Source organism: Oligoflexus sp. (assembly GCF_035638955.1).
In the GTDB taxonomy this organism is placed as follows: domain Bacteria; phylum Bdellovibrionota_B; class Oligoflexia; order Oligoflexales; family Oligoflexaceae; genus Oligoflexus.
On sequence record NZ_DASQYZ010000013.1, the window covers coordinates 177339 to 197189 of the forward strand.

Here is a 19851-nt window from a genome sequence, read left to right on the forward strand (position 1 = left end):
AAATGATGTCAGGGGCTTGGCGGGCCTTATAATTTAGTGATTATAAGATGGGAATAACAAAGTTAAAAAGCGAATCCTGACAGGCAGGTCACGGTCCTGCCGATAGGTAGGATAGGAATCAAAACGGAGGACAGGACGTATGCTGCGGTATAAATTCGCGGGCTTGAGCCTGATCCTGGTGCTTTTGAGCTCCTGTAATCCTGGCAGTAAACTCAAACAGGGTGAAATTGAAAAGTCGGAAGCCTATCCTAGCAGTGCCGATGGCGAGCCCATTATCAGTTCGCAAACGGTAGCCTGGCCCGCCGCCGAAGTTCCAGCGGAAAAAGCCGGCACTGAAATGCCTGCAGAACCGGAAATGAAGGACGAGGAGCAGGCTGGACAGGTGGCAGCGGAACCTGTGCCCATCGGCGGCGCCTATCTCACCTGCCGCTATCAAACAGGACAAACCCAGGGTGCCGAAAACTATCGAATGGATTGCGATATCAGTCCTGTGACCGAAGTCAAAACACTGATTGCCAAAGCCGAATTTTTCAAACTTGATGCCCAAGGCAATCGCACACCGCTCACGCTACTCAATCAGGATCTTCTGGCTTTGAAATGGACTGTGCAGGAAACTGCGGCCACGCTCCCTTATAATCGAGTCCAGATTGTGTTGAGTGCCTTGAACGCGATTTCTGTTTCGTTGACCACGACCATAGCCACGCCTTTGACTCTGACGCGCTCAGCGGCCTTCTGGTTGGGCGGCGAACCCAGCAACACGGTTCTAGCGAATGCCGATGAAGACTGCGTGGAATTTAGTAATGCGGCCATGAAAATCAGTCATCAAAATACGACAGGCCTTGTCACAGGCCCGCTAGGTCGAATGAATGATATTGCATGCAGCACGCGTTACAATTTTCTATGCCGCAATACAAGCGCTGGCGCCACAGCTGCAAAATGGATTGTAAGTAACGCCGAGGGAGCCTTTGCCGATGCTGCGCGCTTGTGCCCCCAGGGCTATTCGTTCGGCTTGCCCGTGAGCGAAGCCGAAGTCAGAGAAGTGAATGCTATGGTCGATCGCACCACCCAGGCCATGAACATTTGGGTGAATATGAGCGATCGGACCAAGGAAAATGAGTTTGCGGTTCTGTATCGCTAAGGTCGTCCCATCCAGCATGGTTTAATGGACATTGCGCCGGCTCACATCGTGCCCAATGTCCATTCACTGACTTTTTGCTCCTTCAAATATCATCTCATGTCGCCGGTTTTTTTCCGCTCGCCTTACGTCGAGCGCTATCCAGCGAAATCACCGGGGCCATGGGGCGCTCGTCCAATTCGACCGCCAGCATGATCTGGTCCTTCAGATCGGGTTTCTCCTTTTTTTCCTTCTTCGCTGCTTTATTCCGCTCCTTGGCTTTTTGATAAGCCTCGCGCCGATGCACTTTCGCTTTTTCCTTACGGGCGATTTCCCTGGGGTCAGTTTTTTTGTATTCCTTGGCCCTTAAATACGCTTCGCGACGGAGTTTTTTCGCAAATTCCTTCTTCGTCAATTTCTGCCCGGAGGGGTTTTCGGTTTCTGTCTCTTGATCATAGCTCATAAAAAAACTCCGTTTCCGGCTGGTCGGTTAAGAAAACTTTTGATCCAGCATGGCAAATTCCCGGATCCGTTTGCCTGTCAAAGCAAAGATGGCATTGGCTATGGCTGGAGCGACAGGAGGAACGCCGGGTTCTCCAATACCACCCGGTGCGCCAGACGATTTCACGATTTCAATATGAATTTTCGTCGGCTCCTCGCCCATGCGGATCAGTCGGACACCATCAAAATTATTTTGTTCCACCGCTCCATTCTTATGCGTGACGCCCCCATAAAAGGCGTGGCTCATGCCATTGATGAGGGAACCTTCCATCTGCGCCCGCACCCGATCGGTGTTAATGATCGTACCCGCATCCACCACCAGCCACGCTTCATCAACCCGCAGTGTACCACCATCATTCCTGGTAACGGCTGCCACAACACCGACATAACTCAGAAAACTTCGATGCGCAGCCAAGCCAAGCGCACGGTTTTTAAGGTTTTTTCGATTCGCCCAGCCCGCGTTTTGGGTGACCCTTTCCACCACATGACGCAGTCGACCCGCATCCACCGGGTGCTTCTCCAAAGATGCCCCATAGTTTTGCAGTTGTTCAACACCTAATTCAGCTAATGGAACAGTTCGCGCCGGCCCAAAAATTTCCAGCATGGTCTCCCGTGGATCCTGACCCCGCGCATGGGCTATCTCATCGATAAAGGAATTCACCGCAAAGGCGTGAAAAATATTATAGACCGAGCGCAGCCAACCCGTGCGCACATGGGATTCGGCTTCGCACGCTTCCGCACTGATATGAGGAATGGCCAGTGGCACATCCAGGACTCCCTGCTGCAAATCGCCCAGGCCAGGTCGTTTGGTTTGAGGATTGAAGAGCGAACCGATCGGTGGAAAGGCCGTACGATGACGCCAGGCAATCACTTTACCGTTTTTGTCGAGGCCCGCCGTCAGATGCTGGGCACTGACGGTGTTGAGATAGTCGTTGTGAATGTCGTCTTCACGCGTGAACTGAACACGCACGGGAACGCCTGCTGCCTTGGATAAAAAGGCCGCTTCCGAAACAAAATCCGCTTTTGACTTGCGACCAAATCCCCCGCCTAACAGGGTGACATGCACGGTAACCCGCGATTCATCAAGACCCAGCACCCGAGCCACCTCGGTGCGGGCTGCCTGAGGGTTTTGCGTAGGAGCCCAGACTTCGCAGCTGCCGCCCTTGTCCCTGCGATAATGCGCCAACGCGGTCGGAGGTTCCATCGCCACATGGGGCAGGTGAGGCACATAGTATTCCGCCTCGATGGTCTTGGCTGCTTCGGCCAAAGCCGATTCGGTATTGCCCAGCTTGCGCAAAGGTGTGCCCGGTTTTCGAACGGATGCCAGGAGTGACTTTCGATAGTCGGCGCTGTTATAGCTCGCATTGGGTCCTGATTCCCAATTGACCTTTAAGGCGTCACGCCCTTTCATGGCAGCCCAGGTATTTTCGGCCAGAACAGCCACGCCGCCCCAGGGTTGGAACATGTAGGGTTGCTTGGGCAGAGGCAGTTCGATGACCTGTTTGACTCCCGGAACGGCACGAGCCGCCTTGGCTTCAAATTTGCCGGCCTTGCCTCCTACGACAGGTGGCCGTGCAATGACCGCGACGAGCATATTGGGCAAACGCAGGTCGGCGCCAAACACGGCCTTGCCTGTAACATACGCCGGTCCATCGAGGAGTGGCAGATCCTTGCCCACATTTTTCAATTCCTGTGTGGGTCGGAGTTTGACTTCGGCGGGTTGCGGAATACGCATGCGTCCGGCTTCAACGGCGATATCGCCGAAGCCGAGTTGCCGTTTGCTCGGACCATGAATCACGGCATGATTGTCGGTCGTGCAGGTATCAGCTGCCACTTTCCAACGTGTCGCAGCCGCTCCTATCAGCATCATGCGGGCGGTCGCTGCAGCCGTGCGCATGTCTTCGTAAATGCCGCGGATACTGTTGGAGCCATCGGTATTTTGATCCCCATAAGCCTTATCACCAACAGCCTGAACAATTTTCACCTTCTGCATGCTCGCGCCCAGTTCGTCGGCCAGCAGCACGGGCAGCGAGCTGCGAATGCCTTGACCCATTTCGGAGCGATGGCAGACTATGGTCACCCAACCGTCCGGGGCGACATGAATAAAAACATTTGGATTCAATCCCACGCTGGTTTTTTCCACCGCTGCGGAACTCGTTTTCGGCTTGGGATCCGTATCGCCCGCCGGTTCATTGGTAGGCTGGTCTGCATACGCATAGAGCCCAAAGAAAAGGCCAACGGCGGAGACACCTACGCCTTCGAGAAACGTTCGCCGGCTGCTGATTATCTTTTGCATGATGCCCCCTCCTTACGCTTTGGATTCCTGAGCGACTTTTTTGATGGCGTCCCGGATGCGGTTATACGTTCCGCAGCGGCAAAGATTTCCTGACAGCGCTTGAGTGATATCGCCATCTGTCGGTTTGCTCTTATCCCGCAGAAGTGCGGCTGCCGCCATGATTTGCCCAGCCTGGCAGAATCCGCATTGAGGAACGCCGTAAGCCACCCAGGCTTTTTGTAAGGGATGGCTGCCGTCGGTTGACAGTCCTTCGATTGTCGTCACCTTATGCCCCGACGCGGCGCGAATCGGGGTCACACACGAACGCACAACAGCACCATCCAGGTGCACCGTGCATGCACCACAAAGGGCCTTGCCACAGCCAAATTTTGTGCCCGTAAGTCCCATGACGTCGCGTAAAACCCAGAGCAGTGGCATGTCCGGATCCAGATCCGTATCCATTTCCCGGCCATTGACCGTCAGTTTCATTTTCATGGTTCGATTCCTTTTACGGCGAAGGGCTAAAAGAGAAATGTGGTATGGATCCTTCCGAAAAGAAATCGCCAAAAATATGTAGGTAAATGTTGCCTCTCCTGTTTTCCGAAGCATGGACGATGAGCCGAGCACGGGTCGTGGGTTCATCATGTTGAGATGCATGGGGCCAGGGCCAAGGAAGGATGGAGATGTCACGCCTGAGATGACACTTTGCTCTGATATGGGCATCCCTTCTGCTGCGATGCGGTAGCAGCGGCCTGCAGGCAGAGCCCGTGCTGAAGCTGGACGATTTTAAAGGAAAACTGGCGCAGATTTCCCTGCAGGATAACCTGGAATATTTAGTTGATGAGAGCGGTCAGCTCACGATCGACGACGTGTCTCACAAGTCAGATATTCTGTGGATTCGTGGGAAAAAACCAATCGTCGGATTCTCGCATGCGGCGCTTTGGGTTCGGTTTCAACTGGTGCATGACGGCGATGCTGCCGCTGAATTATTTTTAGAGGATAAATGGGCGCCGATATTTCATTTGGAACTGTTTCACTTTCATGAAGGCGTTCTGCTGAGGCGGAAGCTGGACGGCCAGGCTGTGCCTTTTGCGGAAAAAGATCTCGATCATCGTCTGCCCATTTTCAAACTGCAGGTCCCACGCGGGTCGTCCACCTTTTACGCTCACTACAAAAGCGACAATATCCTCGGCTCCCGGCTTGTCCTATGGGATCCCGAAGCCTTTTATAAGGACAGGGATCGTGAACGTCTTTATATTCGGATACTTTTAGGCTTCTTCATTATCCTGCCTCTTTATAACGCCTTCTTCTACATCACGCTCTGACCGCCTGGCTGGCGTTTATTTTAGGTGATGCTTTCACAGTCAGTTATTATGTTGGAATATCGGATTATAGTTTCCTGTCCAACTGGGGCATGATGATTGGCGGCGCTGTTGAAAGCGTTCTTATCTCCATTGGGGTCGGCATGCGTTTCGAAGAGATTCGAAAAAGTTTATTGGATTCCGAAAACGAAGCGCGACACCGGGAGAAAGACGCTCTGGACAGCACGATCCATGCCTTTAAGCAGCTGGAGAAGGTCGTGTATCCGCATCAGATCAGACAGATTAAAAGCGGTATGTCACTCGAAGAGACCATGCCTTTGACGTCAGCTCATGCCTGTGTGATCTCTTTTGATATCGTCGGCAGTTCGAAAATTCGTCATATCAAGGCCAGGGAATTCTTTCGGCAGCTCTTTGCCAATTGTTATAGGTCATGGCCGAAGGCTACGATGGTATCTCACTGCAGGCCAATGCCTATCGCATCAAGGAAATGGGCGACGGCTTTCTATGTTCCATTGGCTATCCGTTCCGCTCGAAAACCGAAAATCCGGCCAATGATGCTTTGGATATCGCTAAAAAATTCATACAGACGTTGACCCGGGAGAGCCAGATTCTGCATTCGGAAGTCCCTATCTGCTGCAGTATCGGGATTGCGCTCGATACTCTGACGGGCTTCTATCCGGAATCTGGCACCAAGAAATATGACCTTTTTGGGCCCGCGATTGTGCTGGCAACCCGCTATGAAGCCATGCGCAAGGCGCTCTTTAACGGCGAGATGGACCGCAATGTCATTATCATTCAGGATGTGGTTTATGCAGCCTTGACCCGAGCCATCGGCAGGGCTTTCAGAAGGTTGATTTGAAGGAGCGTGAGATCATCGTTCGGGATGACCCTGCCGCGACCCGGCTGTACTACCAATTCATAGATCATGAAGGGGTGAAGGCTGCCGCTCCCCACGAGCTCACAGCCAAAGCCGGTTGACCGGGAGGCTGCTGCTCCCGATGCCTTCCTCCCGATGTCTTCAGTTCTCGCGATTTTTGCGATCGCGACGCATAGCTTTATGTATGGATTTCCAACGATTTTTTTCTTCGATCATTTTAACCTTGTCCTGGCGCCTCTCATAAAAAGCCTGCTCCTTCTGCAATTTGCGATAGCTCGCTAAACGTTCGGCATTCAGTTGACCCTTCTGAATCGCCTCCTGCACTGCGCAACCCGGTTCGCTTTCGTGTTGACAATCCCGATACCGGCAGCGTCCACCCCAGCCCTCCAGTTCGTCAAAACTTTCCTGTAGCGTTTCCTCATCCAGATTCCAAAGCCCCAGTTCCCGAATGCCCGGCGTGTCAATCAGCAAGGCGCCCGACGGCAGCGCGATGAGACTGCGACTGCTGGTGGTATGACGGCCGCGGCTATCACTTTCACGAATGCCGGCTGTGTCCTGGCGCTCTTCACCCAGCAGCGCATTGAGAAGCGTGGACTTACCTACACCCGATGAACCAATGAAGACGGCCGTGGAACCCGAGGGCAGTTTTTCACGCAAGGCCTCCATGCCCTGGCCGCTTATACCACTCACCACCAGCACGGGAAAACTATGGGCGACGCTCGCCATCAGAGGTGGTATGGCGTCCTCGGCTATCAAATCGGATTTGGTGAGCAGCAGAGTGCCCGCGGCTCCGGCCTGGCGAACCAGGGCACGATAGCGATCGAGGCGTTTTGGATTCAGATCGTAATTGAGTGAACTGACGACAAAAATATGATCAACATTGGCAGCCAGAAGCTGGGCCTCGTGGTCCTGACTGATGGCGCGACGGGCAATCAAGGTCTTGCGAGGAAGGATGGCCAGGATCTGCAGGCGATCGTTGGGACCGCCGACGCTGACCTGAACCCAGTCGCCCACGACTGGCAAGTCTTCAGCCCCGCGGGCTTCGAACATAAGCCGCCCGCTGGGCTCCGCCCACCACTCCTGCGACTCGCCCGTGACCTTGAAGAGACCTTTTTGCTGTTCGGTGACACGGGCCAGGACCCGATCCGATTCCAGAGTGGAAAGAACGGACGCATAAAACGTTGCGTCAAAACCTAATAGTTTGAGTGAAGTCAAAGCCGTAGCCTTTCCCAAAAAATGGAAATCTATGAAATTTATGGGGATTTTTAGGGGGAAAGGCCAGTCAAGGTCAGGAATGCCAGTATGGAGACTGACTTAACAGGTCTTTCCCATGTTCAAAGTTCTGACATCCATATTCGACTCCTGCGTTTGATGGTTTATCGGCTTACACGCCCCGAAACTATACGGGGTTTGGGGAAAAATCAATCCGCAAGCATAAATTTCTGTCCTCAAAGGTCCTCAAAACTCATGGCACGGGCCGTCAGTCCTCAAACCTCATCACACTGGCAATGGCGATCTCGAGAAGCTTATTTTGCAGACGTTCCTGCTCAGAGGAATGAATCCCATCCGGCATATGCTGCTGCTGATCGAACCAGGCGGTCAGGAGGGAAGCGATCAACCTTGCCCGCTGGGCGACGATGCGATCATTATTACGGGTAAAAATGGATGACTCCAAAAGGACCTGCACCAGTTCTTCACGAAAGCGGTCCTTATCATCAACGAGTAAGGGATTATGCCCAAAGACTGCCACCGCGTTGCGGAGGGTTGATTTCATTTCAGCATAAATATGGCGAAAGGCCTTGATAATATGGGCCGCGGCGGCATCCGACTGGGGGCGCCCTTTGAAACTACCAAGCTGGGCATTCAAGGCATCCAGCAGCTGCTTCGCGAAACTCTCATAAAGATTGGCAATAAAATCCGCGCGCTGTGTGGTGAACCTTTGTTCCGATGCGCTGTTCTCAACGTCCACTTTGGGCTTTGATTCGGCAGGGCTTTTCTCTGGATTGAACTTGCCTTTGATTTCCGCGAGAGTTTTTTGGAGGCCGGACTTGACTTTGGATTCGGGTTTGGATTCCACCACTGTTTTCTTGCGGCGTCGCTCGGGGAGGGGCGGTGGTGCAGCCTTCTTTTTCAGACGGACCAGTTCCTCCTGCACCAGTGAGGCGTTGTCGCTCCTGCCCAGTTTGATAAAGGCGCGCTCTATCCATTGCAGAGCTTCGATTTCCAAACTTGTCCCCGCACCTTCTGCACGTGCAGATTGCAGGTTAAAATAGGCGGCGCGCAAGGCACCATGTGGGTTACTGGTTTCCAGCAGAGTGAAGAGTTTATCGAAATAGGGTTGCCGGGCTTTGGCATCCAGTTCCAGGACTAAAGACGTAAAGCGATCCACGAGCACATCATTCTGGGGATTGCTCTTAATATGCTTGAGAAAGTCATTCAGTCCAGTCGCCATGTCCACTCTCAGCGACGACCACGATTATCATCATCCTGATCGTCTTGATCTTTGGTATCCCTGCCATCCTTATTATCACTTGGCGTGGTGATCTTGTCAAAATCAGAAGCAGCCTTCACATTAGTCAGGAAGGCATCGCGTAATTTCCGATTGTCACCCGTGGCCGCGGCATCAATCGTCATGTCCTGACCATTGATATGGGATAGATCCGCGTCCTTGCCATTGAAGTTGAACCATTGATCCAGCTGAAAGGTAAGGGCAATCTGCTGGCTCGATCCCGAGGTCACCTGGATAACCTTGGCCTGCGCTTCCTTCATCAAGGACAGCGTATCATCGGCATCCAGCGTGATGCGGAGGCTTGAACTTTTTTGATTGGGAGTGATATACGTTCCTGTGAGCTGAACGCTGCCTCCTGTTTGTTTATAGAGCTGCAGAGTAATATCCTTATACTCGCCCTCGGGCAGGGTTAATTTTTCAGGCTTGGGGGTGATCGTGTTGGTTAAAAGATCCAGCACAAAGGGACCGGACAGCCTGGGCCTGGGCGTAAGATCGCTGGGGTCGCGACGCACCACGATATCGCTCAGGACGAGCTGGGCCGAAGTCAAAATAATCTGACCACCAGCCTTGCCGCCTTTATCGATCACAGACAAAGTATTGTTGGCCAGCTTGAGCGTCGTCCCCGTGCCCTGCACCACGATTTCCACGGTGCCTTGTTTTTCCACAGCGGGCGTTATGCCGGTTTGGATTTTGCTGCTCGGGGGATTGCCGCTCCAGGAACCGCAGGATGGACTCCCGATTCCAATGAGGCAGGCGACCAGTCCAGTGAGGACTGAACGGTACCGCTGTTTGTTCCAACATGTTAGCCTTGGTCTCACGGGCCGTCCCTCATGTCTCGTTTTTTGTGCCAGGCGCCTTGCGAGTCAACGCAAAGAGCTGCACATTGATTTGATAGACTTCGGACCGCGCTTGCGGTTGACTTTCCAGCGCCATGGCTTCTTCACAAGCCTTATGGAAAATCGCTTTCAGCTTCTGGGCCGCTTCATCGGAAATGGAAAGCGTCATGACGTTCAGATCGCGCCGATGGGATGGCACCGCGGTCACGCTTTCACGGGCATTTTCACAGGCTTTTTGATGGAAACGAACAGCTGCCAAAGGTCCGGCCTTGCGACTTGGGAAGAGCTGTTCGCCAGTCGAGACGAATCGCTGGCGATTGTCATCGAACCGAATGAGATCCAGTTTCTGAAGTAATTCCAGGCTTCGCTCGATCTGTTTGGGCAGAAGCCGCAGGAAGAGCCGTTCATTGATCCAGTCAGGATCAGGTTTGAATTCATCCAAAGCCACCATTTCGCGCAGCACAGGATGGTACCACTCCTGAAAGAATTCCAGGGTGTGTTCATCATTGCCGCTGTCGGTAAAATGTTGGGATTTGAGAACGACCAGTTCTTTCATGTAGCTTTCGCGCTGGCTTGGGTCGCGCGCATTGTTATGGCGGACAAGGAGCATAAAATATTTGCGGGATTCGTGGGACATGGACAAAGCCGTGGCAATTTTCTGGGCCGAGGCTTCGCTCAGATCGCGACGCATGGTCAGCACCAGCCAGAGCGCGTTGCTGGTCGACAGTCCCAGATCGGTGGCAAATCGTACATACGAATAGGATTTGCGGCCCGTCTTGATTTGATCGTAAAGGTGCTTCAGGAACTCTCGATAGGCTGTGAATTGCGTCACATCAATTTGGGCGCGTGCGCTATCGAACCGGTCTTGCACCGAGCGAGACTTGTCCGATTTAGGCTTCTGAACCATGCACGCCTCAACTTAAGAAGGATTGCCCACTTCCGTGGAACGAGGAATCCCACGGCCAGCAGGAGCGGTCGCAAACGCCCCTGCTGATGGGATCAAGAGGTCAGATGTCGCATACTTGATCATGATCATCTCGGTCTCCTCTATGGGTGCCCTTCCGTGATTCCTGCAGGGGTATCGCATGCCCTACATATCTCTTTACGGCATAATTTGCGCGCACTTGAATGGGGGTATAAATATTGTGGAAAGTCGAGGACTTGGGCTGAACAATTGCGTGAGGTAAGAAATTTCCGAGCATACGGATGGAAACGTCGGCTCGGAGCTGGAGTTGGCTGTCATCTTCACGATTTAGCTGGAATAGAGGTGAACCGGCAGGCTGCTCCTGGGCACTTGAATGGGTATCTGCTGAAAGCGGACGCGGTCGATATCCGGAACCCGCCACGAGCACTTCAGGGTGATTTTCCCCAAAATTACGGACAGAAACTTCTCAGCAAAGAACTGACCCAGACAGCTATGCATGCCACCACCGAAGGGAGCGTAGCAAAAAGGATGCTTCTTGTGCTCCGCGCGTTCCTCGCTGAATCGCAAAGGATCAAAGTCCTGAGGACGCGTCCAGTATTCGTCCATGTAGTGAGTGAAGGATGGGAACACTGAAATATGCGAACCCTTCGGCAGCGCAAATCCTTGGAATTCGAGATCCTCGAGTGTCACGCGAGGCAGCACTTTGAGTGGTGTGTGGCGCCGCAGAGTTTCCCTGATGACCATCAAAGTCAGCGGCAGCTGATCTGGCCTCTGGGCCACGGGCCAAGGCAGGGCGCGCCTGGCCTCATCACGAACCCGTAACTGCCATTCCGGGTGCATGGCCAGTTCATAGAAAATGCTGGATAGTGTGGATGCGGTCGTATCATGAGCCGCCATCATAATGAAAATCAGCTGATCCACAATTTCATCGTCTGAGAGTTGCCGACCTTCTTCATCCACGCTTTGGCAAAGCTGTCCCATCATATCCTGAGTGGGATGGCGCCGTCGCTCGCCGACCAGTGGCTTCAGGAGTTTGACGAGATCCCGCCTGGCCTGAACTGCGCGCTGATACACCCGTCCCACCACCGGCAAGCGATTGAACGCAATGGATCCGGCGACCACATCCGTGATCAGTCGATTATAAACCTGAAGTTCCTTGGGATGGCTAATCCCGAAAAAGGATTGCACCGCAATTTCCAAAGTCAGCTCTTTGACCCTGGTATAAATATTCGGGCAGCGCGCGGGCCACTGTTGAATATGCTGACCGATCAAGGCTTCGCTGCTGGTCAGATAATACTGCAAGGCCTCCTGGCGAAACGCCGGCATCAAAAGCCGCCGCTGCTGCCTATGATCAGCGCCATCACGGAGCATAAGACCACCTTGAAAAAGTTGACCAATCAGCTGCTGCCAGGCTTTGGCTGCTGACAGGGACTTTTGCTGGGTGACCAGAGCCCACTGGTTGGCTTCGGCACCTAGCAGGACTGTGAATTTACTCAAGGCATACCAGCGAAAAACATTGCCATGCTCACGATAGCGCTGCTGAATCGAGCCTAGAAAATCCGTGTAAAAATGATAAAGATCGAGTGGATAGAAAGTTGTAGCAGACGGGGGCAAAGGCGACGATAGAGTGACAGACATACGAATCCCACCTTCTGTGCAGTTTCGCAAACTCTAATTGGGAAAAAATCAGCGGTCAATTAGAAGTGAAGATCGAAGCGCGTTTCCCAGCGATGCTGACGCCAAAAGTTGTCCTTTTCCAAGGCCGCGTCGGGTACATGGGCATACAGCTCAAAGTGGTTGATCCACTTGTGGAATTGAAAGGCAAGCTGGTACCGGCGTTCCAAGTGATAACGCTCCAGGTGGACAGCATACCCATCATCATGACTGTAGAGGTTTTCGAAGGTGGATTTGGTGAACTGCCAGTCCTTGTTGCGTTCCTGGCGATAGTTCATCTTTCCGTAGAGGGGCATTCGAAAGCGATGCAGAACATTTTCCTGCTTCAGGTTCCCAGACAGCTGCGCTTCCAATTGGTAATAACCCTGGCTTTGATCCAGAAACAGCGACTGCGGTGGCAAGGGACTGCCAGGGCCAGGAAGGCCCCGCGGGGCCATACGCCCACTGAATTTATGTTCAGGCAGTCGGGGAATGGATTGCCAGATGGAATATTCCGGAGTGACCATCTCAGCAATGGGAACGGGAAAACTGCGTGCATACCCATCTGGATAGACTTCGCCAATTTCATAAACGAGATTGGCCTTGGGCGCATAGGCCAGATACTCGTAATCTTCCATGCCGAGGCTGGCGAGTTTTAAGTTGTCCTGGCTGGGCTCAACATCTATTAGTCGCAATCCGTAGCGCATCTCAGGATTGCCGTTATGAATATACCCTTGGCTGGCCGCGGGACTGCTGGGGCTGACACCACCGCCTACATTAAAGCGCAGACCATCTTTCCAGGATTGAGGGAATATGTTTCCCTTGGTTTCTTTCTGGGCATAAAGCCGCATGGATTTCATCAAGGAGCGGCGAATTTCGATCCCATTTTGCGGCTTGACCGTAATTTTATGAGGGCCGACATATTTCGCGTAACTCGACTGCGCTTTGGTTCCCAACGCATGATGGAGATTGGTTAAATCCCGGCCCTGATCGGGACTATTGAGAGAACGCAGCATAATCGCCCGCAGCTCGTTCAACCATGGGTAGGATATTTGGGCCGCAGCTGGTTTTTCAAATACGAGAATGCCCGAGCTCGATTCCCAGAGACTGAGCTCATCAGGGTTCGACTGCGCCAGGGCAGGGTGGGGCATGGGTGCAAGTGTCAGCACCGTTGCCAGGAAAAGGAGTGACGATAGATCACGGCAAAGCACATTCATACTCTGCTTTTTGGCCTCGAAATTATATGTACGAAACCCCTTCAACCATGTCCCAGGACAAAGGTCAAGGACTGTCATCGTGCTTCCGAATGACCTTCAAGGTTTGACCATCCTTGCGTAAAAACTAGGACTTCAGTATCTCTAAAGGCAAAAGTGCGACGCCGGGAAGGGTGGCAAACCAGGGCTGCGGGCGGGATTGAAATTGCAGCGCTTTTTCACGAGGCAAAACCACCTGCACATGCGCATCAAACGCATCCTGCGGCGGTGACTGCAATTTCAAAAATAAGGTTAATCGGTGCGGGGATTCACTGACTCGAGCCAGCCAGCAAGGGAACGTATTGGGTGTTGCCTGATTTTCTTCAGTCAGCTTGATATGATGCGCGCGAATCCCAATCCATGTGCAAGGCCTGGTATCAGCAGGCAGCTCAAGCTCACACTGCCAGGCTTCAATGATCACGGTCGATCCCGCACGGCCGGTGATTTCCGCCAGATTTTTGCAACCTGTCAGCTGCGCCGCTGCAACGTTGCGGGGATCTGCGAAAACCTCTGCTTTAGGTCCGTGTCGAATGACCCTGCCTTCATGAAGAAGAATGAATTCATCACAAAGTCGCCAGGCTTCTTCCACATTGTGGGTAATCAGAAAAAGACGACCTGGAAAGGTATAAAGATCGGCAACCAGCTGTTGTTCCAGCCGATCCCGTAGATGCGCATCCAGAGCTGTCAAAGGCTCGTCCAGCAGCAGAAGACGCGGCTCCGCGGCCAGGGCGCGAGCCAGTGCCACGCGCTGCTGCTGCCCTCCCGAAAGTTGCGGTGGTCTTTGTTCGGCCATTTGCAAAAGCCCGATTTTCTGCAGTAAGGCATCAGCCCTGTCCTGAGATGGGACGCGCATGCCGAACAGAATATTATCGCGGATGCTCATATGCGGGAAAAGAGCATAATGCTGCAAGAGAAGTCCAATCTCACGCTCCCGAGGCTTGAGCTGCGTTTGGGAGCGGCTATCGAAAAGGACCTTGTGATCGATTTCGATCCAACCCTGATCAGGCTGTTCCAAACCAGCGAGGCAGCGCAGCAAAAGGCTTTTGCCCGCACCAGACGGACCAAGGATCGCCACGCGCCGGCTGGACGTTTGAATTTGAATATCCAACGCGAAAGCTTGCAATTGCTTAGTGAGATGCAGGCCCACTCCATTGTCTGAGGTCAAAGGTTTGGGTGGTAAAGCGCTGCGCCGAGGCCCGTGACGCTGAGGTTTTTCGAGGCGATACTCAGCAATGAAAATAACGAAAAGACTGATAAGCATAATCAGGACGGACCAGAAGGCAGCTTCGGCGAAATCACCAGCTTCAACCGCATAGTAGATCGCCATGGGCATGGTGCGCGTGCGGCCTGGAATACTGCCAGCCAGCATCAGCGTCGCTCCGAATTCACCGAGGCTCCGTGCAAAGGCCAGAAGCGTTCCTGCCAGGACGCCTGGCCAGGCTGAAGGCAACATCACTCGAAACAGAATCCGAATCTCCTGATTCGAGAGTGTGCGTGCCGCTGCCATCAGTTGCGGATCGACCTGGAGCAAAGCCGCCCGCGTGGTGCGATACATGAGAGGAAACGCGACCGTGCTCGCGGCCAGAACTGTGGCCGCCCATGAGAAGACCAGTGGATCACCGAACACAGCTTCCCAGGCCTGGCCGATGGGACTGTGCACGCCGAAGATCATCAACAGGATAAAACCGAGAACTGTTGGCGGTAAAATCATCGGTGCTATCAGGATAGCATCCATAAGGGCAAAGGATCGCGTGCCGGGTCGTGGACCGCGCTGGACCATCCAGGCGGCGATGGCAAGGCCCAGAACAGCTGCGATGACCGTGGCCACGCTTGCTGTTTTCAGCGAGATCCATAATGTGATGGCGTCAAAGGCATTCACAAAGTCGTCTCAGCAGGTGGGATAAAACCAAAGGCCTTGAAAACCTGTCGGGCCAGAGGACTTTGCAGATATTGGATGAAGGCCAAGCCTGACGAGGGGTGCTGGGATTTTTTCACAAGACCCATGGGATAGATGATCGGCGGGTGGTCACTGGGATTGGCACGCAAGGCAACCCGCACTCGCTTTGAGGCGTGGGCATCACTTGCATAGACAAATCCAGCGGCGACATTCCCTGATTCCACAAACGTCAGGACCTGGCGAACACTGGCTGCTGGAACCAGTTGATTTTTGAGGCTCGACAGCAGACCAGCCTTCGCAAGCCAGGCTTCTGCATATTCGCCAGCAGGTACCGTGCGGCTTTCACCCAGTGCAATGCGCGGGTAATTGGATTTTTTCAAGTCTACTAAACTCTGAGGCAGGGGTTTATCCTGAGGCACGATCAAGACCAGCTCATTGCTGCACAAGATCCTTACACTGGATGGGACCAATAACTTTTTTTCGAGCAGAGCATCGACGGGTTTGCGCGCTGCGCTGATGAAGACATCAACAGGTGCGCCCTGTTCGATCTGTTGCTGCAAAGCTCCGGACGCCGCGAAATGAAAAGACAGCTGAATCTGAGGATTCTCTTTCTCAAATGCAGGTTCGAGCTCGTCCAAAACCTCTCTCAAGCTGGCGGCAGCGGCGACTAGGATCTCCTGTTTTGGCCTGCCTTCCGCTTGCAGCTTGACAGGGAATGCAGCCAGACTGGTGAAAATCATGAGGACAAAGCTTTGTATGCGGCTTTGGTGTCTTAACATAAGGCCTTCCTTTGCTTTGCTGAGGTTTCCCCCGGTAGATTTCAGCAAAGGCCAGTCATCTGTCAAGTTCATATGACCTATGGAACTTTTTTTGCATCCCCTTGGGGGTGGCCTTTTTTCCAGGGGCTTTTTTGCAACACTCAACGGGGCCGACTCGATGGACCAGGCTTTCCAGGATATCGATTCACACGCGCGGGTCACCCACCTGCCGGCGGATATCTTTGAAGCGCGAGCTTTGCTAGTCCCAACCGAACGATTCATTTTCGACAAGGTCATGCGCTATCTGAGCCATACCTTCCAGTCCATGGGTGCGGGTTCTGCGCGACAGGGGGAGATTCCAAAATCAATATTTCAAGATTTTAAAGGTTTGAAAATTGCAGGTTTAACCCTGGATCTTCGATACAGCGGCCAGGGACGATCAACGCTCCTGCATGGGCTGGTGACGGAAGCGATGGTGCGCATGGACGTTTCGCTGGGGATGTTTTTCAGCATGCACCATGATCTGGCCATGCATACTCTTGCGCTGTGTGGATCCGAGCAGCAGAAGAACGAGTTTTTGCCAGCGATGGCGCGGATGGATCGAGTGGGCGCCTTCGTCCTGAGCGAACCGGATCCCATTTCCACTTTGGCCACAGGCCTACGCACCAGCTGCTGGCGCCGCGGTGATATATGGATTCTGAATGGCGTCAAACAATGGAACGCTTCTGCGCCTGTCGATGACATCATTGTATGGGCGCGGGATGTGCTTGATCATCAAATGAAGGGTTTTATTCTTGATCGTAAGACGAACGGGATCAAGTTTGCAAGCTCAGCCACTCAAATTTTCCAGCGGGGATTGCCGAACTCGGTCCTTGAATTGGTGGATTGTCCGGTCGCCGAAGAATGCCGCCTGCCTCACGCTCATGGGTTGAAGGATATTTGTCTTATTTTGGAAAAGTCACGTGCCGGCATTGCCTGGCAAGCGGTCGGCTGCGCCTGTGCCATTCATGAAGTCGCCTCGGCTGAGGTCCAGGCGTATGGCCGTCCAGGCGCTTTCCGCTATGACTATGATGCGGCCCGGGCTCTGCTGGACGAGATGACTTCGCAAATCACGGCGATGCAAACCATCGTGACTCGATTGAGTCAGCTTCAGGATCAGGACATCCTGGATGACGCCCAGACTTCGTTGGCTCAGCTTTTCTGTCGAGCCAGCTGCAAAAGTGTTCTGAGCCTGGCACAGGATTTGATGGGAGCTCATGGGATTCTCATTTCAAACCGTGTAGCTAAATTTTTAGGGGACGTTGAGGCTCTCTATTCCTTTGAAGCAACCCGCGACATGAATCACTCGATATGGAATCGAACGATGACAGGCATGAGTGCCTTCACTTAATGAGGTTTTGCTATGGATCTCGCACTAATTAAACCCAACCTCTTGGTACAAGCGAAAGGCACAGGTCCTGTTCCCGGACTGCAGGGCATTACAGTCGGCAGTGTGGAGCAAGTGGATGGACCTTTTGTTAAGCTTAAAAATGGCAATGGGCAGAACGGAGGAAATTTTCATTGGATTCATCTGGACAGCGTGGATTACGCTGATGACAAAGCCATCTATTTAAAAATCAGCGAAAATGAATTTCGAACGACGCGCCTGGATACGCGCCCACTTCATGATCATTGAAGGGATTGGTTCCCATCTGAGAAAAGTTTACAGAAACCGCGCGTCCTTCATGGGAACGCGCGGTTTCTCTTTTCAAAGGCCATTCTGCACAAGGTACTGGGCCTGACCCTTGGCTTCTGCAGGCGGCAGAGCGCCCGATGCTGCAATAATCTTACTAAAGATTTCGGTGCGATCCAGTGTCCTATCGTTCAGCTGACGTCGGGCCGTGGGTGAAAGTCCGGCAATGGCGGCCGCCGCATTCATGGCAAAGGTTTCCGACAGAGCTCCGCCTGTCCTCACCTGCAGACGATGTTGGGTATCCACATCAGCGCCAAGAAGAATGGCGAGTCGAACCTCGCGATTGTTGAGCGCATCGCCCCACTGCTTGACAATTTTTAAGGCAACGTTCGCGACCTTGGGTGCCGAATACGATGATCCTCGGCGTCCCATATAGCTGACCGGATCCGCGGTAATATCCGCATAATCGCGACCAAATTCAGCAAAAGAAGCCAATTCACCGCGTGAGCCTGCGGCGGCGACAATGCGCAGATCTTTCCGCTCCAGTTTCTGAGGACAACGGAAGCGTGGATTCTCCTTGGCTTCGTTGCCGGCTCCTGCGATCCAGAGGATATCCGCATCCAATGCGGCTGTCAGGCGATGGCATTCCTCTTCCTCGACCGAGAGGATGGCTGAGATGGTGGCAATACGAGCCTTGGACATGGATACGAGTTCATTGAAACGGTGGCCTTGTAAAAGCCAGGTGAAATCGGTGCTGATCCCATAGGCATCGCCGGGCTTGATGTCCCGCATCAGATCCCGTAGGACTTCACGCCCATGCGCGGCGTCGGTGGTCCAGTTAAGGTCCATGGCGCCAAAGTAAAAGCTGAAGGGATTGCCATCGGATTCTTCAGGTACAATCCAGCCGTAAAGACTTTTCTTGTCGGTGGGACGGTCCGCCGCATAGGGCCCACGGATCCAGTAATCGAGTTCCCAGTCCTCCTCGAGCTGCGTGGATTCTTCAAGCACAAGAACGGTGGTCGTGGGCTGCTCCGGCTGAAATGTTTTCAGCTTCTGCAATTTGGTCGCAAAGGTGCGTGGATCACCAAGGGGTGGATACTCGGTAAAACGCAGCAGATCACCGTTGGAATCCATGGCGTTGGAATTCACGTCCAGACGGCCGTCGGGGCCGATGCTGCGATGTTCGGTCATGTAAACAGACGGCGTCAAATCCGGAAAGAGCAGGGTCATGGCATCCAGAGTCCCATCCTCTCGTCCCAGATAGAAGGCGTGACGAAACGCCGAGCCGCGGGCGTAATTTTTCTCGTACCAGTAGTACTGGCCGTTCAGATAAAAGGAGGCCTTGTAGTCACAGAGGATGTGACAGCCTTCATCCACGATCAGCACATTTTCCTGCACATCCAAAGGACGAATGCCCTTCAGATAATCCTGATAAGCCTGCAGCCCTTCCATCAGCTTCGGCATCAGGGCATTGGCAGCCACAGGCAGGACTGGTAACGAAAGTTCCGGAGGAGGTGGTGTCGCGCCCAGATGTTCGAAGTCGTCCAGCGACCAGACGAAAACTTCATTCCCATAGCGTTCGATGAGCCCCGTGTCCTCAAAGTCAAAGTACGGCAGACGCTTGATGCGATCCAGGCTTTCATCAGCCTTGAATAGCTTCACGCGATACATCTCCCGCCACTGATTGCCGCTGGGAATATGAATATAAGGTTTCTTTTCATCAAGATAAGCCGCAAGGTCGCGCAGCTGCGCGTCAGGCAGCGTATCATCCACTTCAAAAACCAGGGAACGGCCGTTGCCGATATTGCGAACTTCCCGCAGATCTTTCAAAAGCAGATCGCGTCCGCTGGCCAGAAGGCTCGAAAAGTTGGTTTGGGCCTTGGTCGGCTTCAGCCGATAGTCCTCGGCACATGCATATCGATCAAACACTCGGCGCTTGAGGCCAAGGGTCGGGTCCATGCGATACAGGGCTTGAAAGGATTGGGCAACGCCTGATCCTGTGTCGGGGCATGCGCAGTTACGCTCGCGTTCGTCGAAAACTCCGCCGACCGTCGTACACGCCTGAACCAGCCCCTCGAAAGCGTGGGTTACGTGAGTCCTATTATTGAAAATAGGTTCGGCGATGACCGGAACAACCTCCTGGACGCCCGACGGGCCTGGAGCTTCAGACTCATGCGAGCTGCCTCCACAGGCGCTGAGGAAAGAGGTCGAGATCAGCACCAGACTCCGATACCGACGTGCTTGGATCAAGCGTTTCAT

The 19851-nt window shown here is 53.4% G+C and carries 17 protein-coding genes and 2 pseudogenes; 6 read left to right on the plus strand and 13 right to left on the minus strand.

Annotation, left to right across the window (positions count from 1 at the left end; genetic code table 11):
• The first annotated feature begins 139 nt into the window (after positions 1 to 139).
• Positions 140 to 1138 (plus strand): hypothetical protein, encoded by a 999-nt coding sequence (locus VE954_RS01510; protein WP_324948917.1) that lies wholly within the window; start codon positions 140 to 142, stop codon positions 1136 to 1138.
• A gap of 94 nt (positions 1139 to 1232) precedes the next feature.
• Here the strand turns inward: VE954_RS01510 and VE954_RS01515 are convergent, their stop codons facing one another.
• The 3 genes from VE954_RS01515 to VE954_RS01525 are packed head-to-tail and all read right to left on the minus strand — an operon-like array spanning position 1233 to position 4385.
• The gene (locus tag VE954_RS01515; protein WP_324948919.1) at positions 1233 to 1577 is read right to left on the minus strand and encodes a hypothetical protein; all 345 of its coding nucleotides are present in this window, start codon (positions 1575 to 1577) and stop codon (positions 1233 to 1235) included.
• Positions 1578 to 1604: 27 nt separating this feature from the next.
• Positions 1605 to 3911 carry a xanthine dehydrogenase family protein molybdopterin-binding subunit gene (locus VE954_RS01520; protein WP_324948921.1) on the minus strand — a complete coding sequence of 769 codons (2307 nt, stop codon included), beginning with the start codon at positions 3909 to 3911 and terminating at the stop codon, positions 1605 to 1607.
• A gap of 12 nt (positions 3912 to 3923) precedes the next feature.
• A complete protein-coding gene (locus VE954_RS01525; RefSeq protein ID WP_324948923.1) occupies positions 3924 to 4385 on the minus strand; it encodes a (2Fe-2S)-binding protein in 462 nt (153 codons plus the stop codon).
• Between the two features lie 272 nt (positions 4386 to 4657).
• Between VE954_RS01525 and VE954_RS01530 the strand changes: the two genes are divergently transcribed.
• The 3 genes from VE954_RS01530 (at position 4658) to VE954_RS01540 (ending at position 6190) form a co-directional block, all read left to right on the plus strand.
• Positions 4658 to 5215, plus strand: a complete 558-nt coding sequence (locus VE954_RS01530; protein ID WP_324948925.1) for a 7TMR-DISMED2 domain-containing protein — start codon at positions 4658 to 4660, stop codon at positions 5213 to 5215.
• Between the two features lie 427 nt (positions 5216 to 5642).
• On the plus strand, positions 5643 to 6071 hold the full coding sequence (locus VE954_RS01535) for an adenylate/guanylate cyclase domain-containing protein (protein WP_324948927.1): 429 nt from the start codon (positions 5643 to 5645) through the stop codon (positions 6069 to 6071).
• The gene (locus VE954_RS01540) at positions 6068 to 6190 is read left to right on the plus strand and encodes a hypothetical protein (RefSeq protein ID WP_324948929.1); all 123 of its coding nucleotides are present in this window, start codon (positions 6068 to 6070) and stop codon (positions 6188 to 6190) included. Before VE954_RS01535 ends, VE954_RS01540 begins: the two co-directional genes overlap by 4 nt.
• Positions 6191 to 6230: 40 nt before the next feature.
• Here the strand turns inward: VE954_RS01540 and rsgA are convergent, their stop codons facing one another.
• The 9 genes and pseudogenes from rsgA to modA all read right to left on the minus strand — a co-directional run bounded on the left by rsgA (position 6231) and on the right by modA (position 15941).
• Complete coding sequence (rsgA, locus tag VE954_RS01545; RefSeq protein ID WP_324948931.1) at positions 6231 to 7304, minus strand: ribosome small subunit-dependent GTPase A; 1074 nt, start codon at positions 7302 to 7304, stop codon at positions 6231 to 6233.
• Positions 7305 to 7569: 265 nt separating this feature from the next.
• Positions 7570 to 8541: a hypothetical protein gene (locus VE954_RS01550; RefSeq protein WP_324948933.1), complete on the minus strand. Its 972-nt coding sequence runs from the start codon at positions 8539 to 8541 to the stop codon at positions 7570 to 7572.
• Between the two features lie 8 nt (positions 8542 to 8549).
• The gene (locus VE954_RS01555; protein WP_324948935.1) at positions 8550 to 9416 is read right to left on the minus strand and encodes a hypothetical protein; all 867 of its coding nucleotides are present in this window, start codon (positions 9414 to 9416) and stop codon (positions 8550 to 8552) included.
• A gap of 10 nt (positions 9417 to 9426) precedes the next feature.
• A complete protein-coding gene (locus VE954_RS01560) occupies positions 9427 to 10341 on the minus strand; it encodes a TIGR02147 family protein (protein ID WP_324948937.1) in 915 nt (304 codons plus the stop codon).
• Between the two features lie 345 nt (positions 10342 to 10686).
• The gene (locus tag VE954_RS01565; RefSeq protein ID WP_324948939.1) at positions 10687 to 11997 is read right to left on the minus strand and encodes a cytochrome P450; all 1311 of its coding nucleotides are present in this window, start codon (positions 11995 to 11997) and stop codon (positions 10687 to 10689) included.
• A 59-nt stretch (positions 11998 to 12056) separates the two neighbouring features.
• Positions 12057 to 13307 carry a hypothetical protein gene (locus VE954_RS01570; RefSeq protein ID WP_324948941.1) on the minus strand — a complete coding sequence of 417 codons (1251 nt, stop codon included), beginning with the start codon at positions 13305 to 13307 and terminating at the stop codon, positions 12057 to 12059.
• A gap of 612 nt (positions 13308 to 13919) precedes the next feature.
• Positions 13920 to 14526, minus strand: a pseudogene (locus VE954_RS44040) (ATP-binding cassette domain-containing protein); the annotation flags it as partial.
• Positions 14500 to 15144: pseudogene (modB, locus tag VE954_RS44045) on the minus strand (molybdate ABC transporter permease subunit); the annotation flags it as partial. The pseudogenes VE954_RS44040 and modB, both read right to left, overlap by 27 nt.
• The gene (gene modA / locus VE954_RS01580; protein WP_324948946.1) at positions 15141 to 15941 is read right to left on the minus strand and encodes a molybdate ABC transporter substrate-binding protein; all 801 of its coding nucleotides are present in this window, start codon (positions 15939 to 15941) and stop codon (positions 15141 to 15143) included. The pseudogene modB and the gene modA, both read right to left, overlap by 4 nt.
• Before the next feature lie 157 nt (positions 15942 to 16098).
• Between modA and VE954_RS01585 the strand changes: the two genes are divergently transcribed.
• Positions 16099 to 17310 (plus strand): acyl-CoA dehydrogenase family protein, encoded by a 1212-nt coding sequence (locus VE954_RS01585; protein WP_324948948.1) that lies wholly within the window; start codon positions 16099 to 16101, stop codon positions 17308 to 17310.
• A gap of 12 nt (positions 17311 to 17322) precedes the next feature.
• Complete coding sequence (locus VE954_RS01590) at positions 17323 to 17595, plus strand: DUF2171 domain-containing protein (protein WP_324948950.1); 273 nt, start codon at positions 17323 to 17325, stop codon at positions 17593 to 17595.
• A 72-nt stretch (positions 17596 to 17667) separates the two neighbouring features.
• Here VE954_RS01590 and VE954_RS01595 read toward each other — a convergent pair whose 3' ends face one another.
• Positions 17668 to 19851 (minus strand): hypothetical protein, encoded by a 2184-nt coding sequence (locus tag VE954_RS01595; RefSeq protein WP_324948952.1) that lies wholly within the window; start codon positions 19849 to 19851, stop codon positions 17668 to 17670.